Origin of the sequence: Devosia sp. (genome assembly GCF_028290645.1) — a bacterium.
In the GTDB taxonomy this organism is placed as follows: domain Bacteria; phylum Pseudomonadota; class Alphaproteobacteria; order Rhizobiales; family Devosiaceae; genus Devosia_A.
The window spans coordinates 1-6,995 of the sequence record NZ_JAQGJL010000049.1 but is presented as its reverse complement, the minus strand read 5'-3'; the positions used below and the strand labels follow the sequence as shown (position 1 = coordinate 6,995).

The 6,995-nt window shown below is 66.5% G+C and carries 7 protein-coding genes and 1 pseudogene; 3 read left to right on the top strand and 5 right to left on the bottom strand.

The genetic code is table 11. From position 1 onward, the window contains the following. Positions 1-432 (top strand): annotated as a pseudogene (locus tag JWQ89_RS02645) (nucleoside/nucleotide kinase family protein); the annotation flags it as partial. Positions 433-573: 141 nt separating this feature from the next. Here the strand turns inward: JWQ89_RS02645 and JWQ89_RS02640 are convergent. From JWQ89_RS02640 to JWQ89_RS02630, 3 genes are read right to left on the bottom strand one after another with little or no spacing between them, the layout of a single operon-like run. Further along, positions 574-1,650, bottom strand: coding sequence for a quinone-dependent dihydroorotate dehydrogenase (locus tag JWQ89_RS02640; protein WP_299638179.1), 1,077 nt, complete (start codon positions 1,648-1,650; stop codon positions 574-576). 29 nt (positions 1,651-1,679) lie between these two features. Then, the gene (locus tag JWQ89_RS02635) at positions 1,680-2,033 is read right to left on the bottom strand and encodes a DUF952 domain-containing protein (RefSeq protein WP_299638176.1); all 354 of its coding nucleotides are present in this window, start codon (positions 2,031-2,033) and stop codon (positions 1,680-1,682) included. A gap of 49 nt (positions 2,034-2,082) precedes the next feature. Further along, positions 2,083-3,336, bottom strand: a complete 1,254-nt coding sequence (locus JWQ89_RS02630) for a DUF4010 domain-containing protein (RefSeq protein ID WP_299638175.1) — start codon at positions 3,334-3,336, stop codon at positions 2,083-2,085. A 103-nt stretch (positions 3,337-3,439) separates the two neighbouring features. On the opposite strand from JWQ89_RS02630, the gene JWQ89_RS02625 reads away from it, so the two are divergent. Next, on the top strand, positions 3,440-4,084 hold the full coding sequence (locus JWQ89_RS02625) for a helix-turn-helix transcriptional regulator (protein WP_299638173.1): 645 nt from the start codon (positions 3,440-3,442) through the stop codon (positions 4,082-4,084). 448 nt (positions 4,085-4,532) lie between these two features. Here the strand turns inward: JWQ89_RS02625 and JWQ89_RS02620 are convergent, their stop codons facing one another. Beyond that, complete coding sequence (locus JWQ89_RS02620) at positions 4,533-6,146, bottom strand: lysine--tRNA ligase (RefSeq protein ID WP_299638177.1); 1,614 nt, start codon at positions 6,144-6,146, stop codon at positions 4,533-4,535. Positions 6,147-6,301: 155 nt separating this feature from the next. Between JWQ89_RS02620 and JWQ89_RS02615 the strand changes: the two genes are divergently transcribed. Continuing rightward, on the top strand, positions 6,302-6,706 hold the full coding sequence (locus tag JWQ89_RS02615) for a tellurite resistance TerB family protein (RefSeq protein ID WP_299638171.1): 405 nt from the start codon (positions 6,302-6,304) through the stop codon (positions 6,704-6,706). Positions 6,707-6,756: 50 nt separating this feature from the next. On the opposite strand, the gene JWQ89_RS02610 is transcribed toward JWQ89_RS02615, so the two are convergent. Then, positions 6,757-6,995 (bottom strand): transporter substrate-binding domain-containing protein (locus tag JWQ89_RS02610; protein WP_299638170.1); only part of this gene is annotated, 239 nt, incomplete at its 5' end.

Genomic DNA, 6,995 nt, shown 5'->3' with positions numbered 1-6,995 from the left:
CTGGGCACGGTCCGCGACAAGGGTATGCCGCACACCTTCGAGGGGGCGGCGTTCGCGGAGTTCCTCGCCGGGGTGAAGGCGGCGACGGCACCGATCAGCGGGCCGGGCTATTTGCGCGAAATCGAGGACGTGGTGGTCGATGCGTTCATCGTGCCGGCGGGAGTGCGGGCGCTGGTGGTGGAGGGCAACTACCTGCTGCTCGCCAACGCACCGTGGTGGCAGGTGCGGCCGCTGCTCGACCTCGCGGTGTTCATCGACGTGCCCCGCGACACCGTGAAGGCGCGGCTGCTGAGGCGGCACTCCGAGCACGGGCTGTTCAGCGAGCAGCGCAACCGCGAGCATATCGAGCGGGTGGACCTCGCCAACTACGACCTGGTGAAGCGCTCGCGCGGTCGGGCGGACATTGCGATCGATCTGATCACCGAGCGGTAGCGTGAGGGCTCGCGGCTTTGGCCACCCCCACCCTCAATCCCTCCCCACAAGGGGGAGGGAGGCGCAAGAACTGAAGCATCAGTCGTCTCCCTCCCCCTTGTGGGGAGGGATCAAGGGTGGGGGTGGCCACACGCTCAGTGCCTACAGCGAAGCCTTCCCCGCCGCCCACTCCACCGTCGTCTTCCCGCTCAACTCCGAAACCGACCTCAGCCCCTTCGACCGCACCGCCGCCACCAGCCCCCGCTTGATCCGGTCGAGCAAATCCAGCCCGCCGAACACCAGCGCCGAGTAAAGCTGGATCGCATCCGCCCCCGCCTCGAACTTCGCCACGGCGCTCTCGGGCGAATGAACCCCCCCTACCCCGATGATCGGCAACCTGCCGACGCGCTGGCGGACCTGCGCCAGTTTCTGCGTCGAGAGGTTGAACAGCGGCTTCCCCGACAGGCCGCCGGTCTCGGTGGCATTCTCCATGCCCAGCACCGGATCGCGCGAGATCGTGGTGTTGGAGACGATCAGCCCGTCGAGATCGGTAGCGAGCACCACCCTCGCGATATCGTCCAGCTGGCGCTCGTCGAGATCGGGGGCGAGCTTCAATAGCACCGGGACCCGGACGCTGGCCTTGGAGCGGGCCTTCAGCACGGCGGCCAGAAGCCGGGTCAAGGCTTCGTCGGCCTGGAGGTTCCGGAGGCCGGGCGTATTGGGCGAGGAAACGTTGATGGTCAGGTAGTCCGCTACCTCGGCAAAGCGGGCAACGCCCTTGACGTAGTCGGCGACGAAATCCTCGGAATCCTTGTTGGCCCCGATATTGACCCCGAGGATGGCGCCGACATGCGCGCCCTTGAGCCGCGCAAAGACCTCGTCATGGCCCTCGTTGTTGAAGCCCATGCGGTTGACCACACCCTCGGCCGGCGCGACGCGGAACAGGCGCGGCCTGGGGTTGCCCTCCTGCGGGCGCGGCGTGACTGTGCCCACCTCCACCATGCCGAAGCCCATCCGGGCCAGGGGCTTGGGCACCTCGGCATTCTTGTCGAAGCCCGCGGCCATGCCGATGGGGTTGGTGAGGTCGAGACCGCAGAGCGTGGTGCGGAGTTCGGGCGGATCAACACCGTCCTGCTCGGGCGCGAGGCCGAGGCGGAGCGCGGCGATGGTGGCGCCGTGGGCGATCTCGGGGTCCATCTTCAGCAGCGCATCGCGGGTGAGGCCCGAGACGAGCGGCATGCGGAGCAGCGGGGAAAGACGCGAGAGGATCATTCGACCCACTCCGGCAGCGTAGCGATGCCGTCGGCGGGGACATCGAGCGGCGTCATGTTGCTGACGGTGGACATCGGGAGCGGGCCGAAAAGATGCGGGAACAGGTCGCCGCCCCGCGAGGCCTCCCATTTGAGGGCCTCGCCGAGGGGCGCTGCCGGAACCTGGAACAGCACCTGGCCGGCAAGGCCGGCGAAGTAGAGCCGGATGGTTTCGCCCAGCTGCGAGGCGCTGGAGAAATGGATGAAGCCGTCCTTCAAATCGATCGGCTGGCCGGTGAAATTGCCGGCGGCAAGCGAGGCGTCGTAGATCTCGCGGCTCGCGACCTTGTAGATGTAAGCGGGGGTGCGCATCGGGGTGACCATGCCAGCCTTTTGGGCGAGCAGCGTCGCGATGGCAAGCTCATCGGAAGAAAAACCAGGCAATGCCCGCGGCGACCAGCCCCACCGCGCTCGCCGCGCCGACATAGAGCCCGATGGCCCGCCCGCCGGTGGTGGCGGCGATCACAGTCTTGGAGACGGTGTTGACGCCCACCGCGATGGCGATCGCGAGGGTCGCGACGGCCAGGCCGATGCCGCCCCCCTGCCGCGCCATCGACACCGTGACGGCATCGACATCGGCAATACCGGAGACGGCCGCGACGGCGAGCACGGCGCCGGGTCCGAGCAGCCGGCGGGCGAATTCGGCGGCGATGCTGACAATGGCGATGAACGCGGCAAGCTTCAGCGCCGTGCCGAGCTCCAGGGGATTGCGGATCTCGAGCCTGGGTGAGCGCTCTTCGCGATTGCCGGTGAGGAGCAGCACGGCGGCCGACGCGGCGAGCACGACGGCCAGCGCGCCGATGGGCGCGGCGAGCGGCAGGATCAGCGCCGGATTGAGCAGCGCCGCGACGACGCCGACGCGCAGTGCCATGACGAGGCCGGCAATGAGGATGCCGGCCGAGAGCAGCCGGGCGGATTCCGGATGCTCCTTGCCCAGCCGGGCCAGCGACAGCGTTGCCGCGGTGGAGGAGGCGAGACCGCCGGCGGCAGCGGCCATCAGCACGCCGAGCCGGTCGCCGAAGATGCGCACCGCGACATAGCCGCCAAAGGAAATGGCGGCGATCAGGATGGCGAACAGCCAGATCTCGAACAGGTTGAGCACGCCCCACGGGTCGACCGGCTTCTGCGGCAGCAACGGCAGCAGCAGGAATGTCATGGCGAGAAGGACGAGGACGGCGCGAATCTCCTCCCATTTCAGCGAGGCGACCCACCGGTGCAACTGCTCGCGCAGCGCCAGCAGCAGCGTCATGGCCACGGCGGCGCCGATGGCGACGGTCAACTCGCCGAGCACAGCATAGGCGCCGAGCGCGAAGGTGAGCGCGCCCGCGACCACCGAGGTGACGCTGAAATTGTTCTCGGCCGTTGCCTCGAGCCAGTAGAAGGCAGCGAACACCCCCAGGTAACCCAGAAAGATCGCAGCGAGCACGATAGGGTCGCTGACGGTGGAGAGCGCTGCGGCGATGCCGCCGAGGAGCCCGGAGAGCGCAAAGGTACGAAACCCTGCGGTACGCTGCCCGCCCTCCTCGTCGCGGGTCTTCCAGCCGCGCTCGAGCCCGACGAGCAGGCCAATGGCCAATGCTACCGCCAGGCGGGTGAACAGCTCGCTCACGTTCATGCCTCACCTCATGGGCGCATATTGCCTTTACAACCTGGGCCCTACTCCCTACGATAGGACTTGTTTCCTTATGGGACAAGTTTCCTTCTGATCGGCCAGACTCGTGCTGTCACATAACGATATCTGGAACGCGATCGATGCGATCGCTGAGCGGCACGGCTTGTCGGCATCCGCGCTGGCGCGGCTTGCCGGGCTGGATGCGACGGCGTTCAACAAATCGAAGCGTGTCAGCAAGGACGGGCGCGAGCGCTGGCCCTCGACGGAGAGCGTCGCCAAGGTGCTGGAAGCGACCGGCGAGAGTTTTGACGGGTTCCTCTCTGGCGGCGGGGCCTTCGTGCAGATGCAGGCGACCAACGCGCTGCGCTCGTTCGTGCCCCTGCTCGGGCTGGCGCAGGCGGGTTCGGGCGGCTTCTTCGACAGCGCCGGATTTCCCGCCGGACAAGGCTGGGACGAGGTGCAACTGCCCTCGGCGGGCGACGAAGGCAATTACGCGCTCGAAGTCACCGGGGATTCGATGCTGCCGCTCTACCGCGACGGCGACATCATTGTCGTCTCCCCCACCGCGCAGGTCCGCCGCGGCGACCGCGTGGTGGCGCGCACCAGAGGCGGCGAGGTGCTGGTCAAAGTGCTGCATCGCCAGACCGCCAACCTCGTCGAGCTCCACTCGCTCAACCCCGCGCATCCGCCGCGGGTGATCGAGATGAAGGACGTCGAGTGGATCGGGCGGATCGTCTGGGCCAGCCAGTAGACCCTCTTTGCCTTCTCCCCTTGCGAAGAAGGTGGCGCGCAGCGCCGGATGAGGGGGCCGCGCAACGAAGTGCAGCGCGACCGGAGCGAAGCGACGGGCGACGAGTGCGCGGAGACAGACCCCTCATCCGCCCGTCGGTCACCTTCTCCCACAAGGGGAGAAGGTGACGACTAACAAATCGCCCCAAATCCCCGTTCAGCCGCCATTCATCTCCCGTTCATCTCAGGGGTAAAGCAAGGGCAGCAATGCAGCCCTATCTGGCCCCTCCGCCACGGCGCTCCCGCCGGCGGACCCCCGAAAACCCCAGCATTTCCAGCCGTTTCGCCCCCTTATCCCCGCCACCTGCGGGCATGCGATAATAACCCCCACGAACAAGTCACGAGGCGGGAAACATGCGACAATCAAATCAAGTAAAACGAACTGAACGAATGCAGCTCGATCCGTTCAGTCAGGCCGCCCTGAGCAGCTTCCCCGCCAGCGCGTCGGCGATCAGCTTCCGCGTCTCCGCCACGCCGTAGAGCGCGATGAAGGAGCCGAAGCGCGGGCCCTGGTCGGCGCCGAGCAGCACCTGGTAGATGGCGCCGAACCAGTCCCGCAGCGGCTCGAACTGGTGGGCCTTGCCGACTTCGTAGACGAGGTTCTGCAGGTCCTCGGCGTTGCGCGTGCCCTCGAAGGGCGCGAGCTGGTCGGCGAGGTCCTGCAGCGCGGCGCGCTCCTTTTCGGTGGCGGCGCGGAAGCTCTTGGTCGGCTTCACCATGTCGTTGAAATAGGCCACGGCATAGCCGGCGAGCTTGTCGAGATCGGGCTGGTTTTCTGGTGTGGCGCCAGGCACATAGCGCGAAATGAAGCCCCACAGCACGGCCTTGTCGTGGGCGTTCGAGGCCGAGGTGATGTTCAGCAGCAGGCTGAAGGTGATCGGCATCGTCGCCGCCGGCGGGTGGCCGAAATGCACGTGGAAGGCCGGGTTCTCGAGCCGCTGCGCCACGTCCTGCGTCTGGTAGGCCTCGACGAACTGGTAGTATTCGTCGACCGCCCGCGGAATGACGTCGAAATACAGGCGCTTGGCCACCCGCGGCTTCTGGAACATGTACAGCCCCAGGCTATCAGTCGAGGCGTAGGTCAGCCACTCGTCAATCGTCAGTCCATTGCCCTTTGATTTGCTGATCTTCTGGCCGTTCTCATCAAGGAACAGCTCAAACGTGTAGTGCTCCGGCGCCACGCCGCCCAATATTTCGCAGATCCGGTCGTAGATCGGTGCATTGGTCTGGTGGTCCTTGCCGAACATCTCGAAATCGACGCCCAGCGCCGCCCAGCGCATGCCGAAATCGGGCTTCCACTGCAGCTTCACATGCCCGCCGGTGACCGGCACGGTGGTCTCCGAGCCATCCTCGTCGTTGAAGGTGACCGTACCGTTGAGGGCATCGACATGCTTCATCGGCACATAGAGCACACGCCCTGAAATCGGCGAGATGGGGAGGAACGGCGAGTAAGTCTCTTGCCGCTCCGACCCCAGCGTCGGCAGCATCACCGCCATGATGTCGTCATAGCGCTCGGCGGCGCGCAGCAGCACCTCGTCGAACCTGCCGGACTTGTAGTATTCGGTGGCGCTGGCGAACTCGTAATTGAACCCGAACGTATCGAGGAAGCGCCGCAGCATGGCGTTGTTATGGTCGCCAAAGCTCTTGAACTCGTTGGTCCATGGGTCGGGGACCGAGGTCAGCGGCATCTGCAGATAGGGCTCGAGGAAGGCCTTCGACGGCACGTTGTCCGGGATCTTCCGCATCCCGTCCATGTCGTCGGAAAAGCAGAGCAGCCGGGTCGGGATCTGGTCGCGGGTGAGCAGCCGGAAGGCGGTTCGGACCATGGTGGTGCGCGCCACTTCGCCGAAGGTGCCGATATGCGGCAGGCCCGAGGGGCCATAGCCGGTCTCGAACAGCACTTCGGTGAGGCCGCGCTTTTCCACACGGGCCACCAGTTTCCGCGCTTCCTCGAACGGCCAGGCGCGCGCCGTCTGGGCGGCGTCGAAGAAGGCGGGATCGAGGGGCGGCAGGGGCGCGGGCACGGCAGGCCTCAGGTACAGATCGGGGAGGACGCTCAATTGCACCAGTGTCGCCGCCGCGTCAACAATCGCGGGCACCAGGTGCCGACAATCGTGGGCGCTTGCCAATAGTAGTTGCCGTCCCTAGTTATGCGGGACTTTGCTCCCCGGGGAACCCGATGGCCATATCCGTCCAGGACGCTCTCATCCACATCATGGTGGTCACCGCCTCATCCGATGAGGGCATTTCCGACCGCGAGCTGCTGGTGATCGGCAACCTCGTCGCCCGTTCCCCGGTGTTCGACGGCTTCGACCCGGCGCGCCTCGAGCAGGTGGCAAACGACGCGGTGGACCGGACCAATGCGCTCGGACTCGACGGCGTGCTCGACGAAGCCGTGGCAGCGGTGCCGAAGCGGCTGCACGATACGGCGTATGCGCTGGCGGTCGAGGTGGCGGTGGTCGACGTGCAACTGCCGCAGGAGGAACTGCGCCTGCTCGAGATGGTGCGCGACCGGCTGGAGGTCGACCGGCTGGTGACGGCAGCGATCGAAGCCAGCGCCCGGGCGCGGATGCGGGGACAGTAGCCCGCGGCCCCTCCGGGAATGACCCGTTGCGTCGACCGAGCGAGTGCCCGTCAGTAAAAGCTGACCGGGAACCACCTCAGGTACAGCTCGTCATAGACGCCCGAGCGCTTCAATCGCGCGAGGCCGTAGTCGATGGCCTGGCGGACCGCGTCGTTGCCGGCGGGAACCGCGATGGCGAGGCCGTCGCCGAACAGGTCGGGGCGGAAATAGGGCTTTCCCGCGAAATCGCAGCAGCCGACATTGGCATTGAGCCAGAACGAGGCGCGCATTGCATCGCCGAAATAGGCAT

What these genes read in the sequence shown, in the direction of transcription:
- JWQ89_RS02630 (WP_299638175.1), bottom strand. Translation starts at nt 3,336, where the DNA reads ATGAACGTGAGCGAGCTGTTCACCCGCCTGGCGGTAGCATTGGCCATT.
- JWQ89_RS02635 (WP_299638176.1), bottom strand. Translation starts at nt 2,033, where the DNA reads ATGCGCACCCCCGCTTACATCTACAAGGTCGCGAGCCGCGAGATCTAC.
- JWQ89_RS02615 (WP_299638171.1), top strand. Translation starts at nt 6,302, where the DNA reads ATGGCCATATCCGTCCAGGACGCTCTCATCCACATCATGGTGGTCACC.
- JWQ89_RS02640 (WP_299638179.1), bottom strand. Translation starts at nt 1,650, where the DNA reads ATGCCGCTCGTCTCGGGCCTCACCCGCGATGCGCTGCTGAAGATGGAC.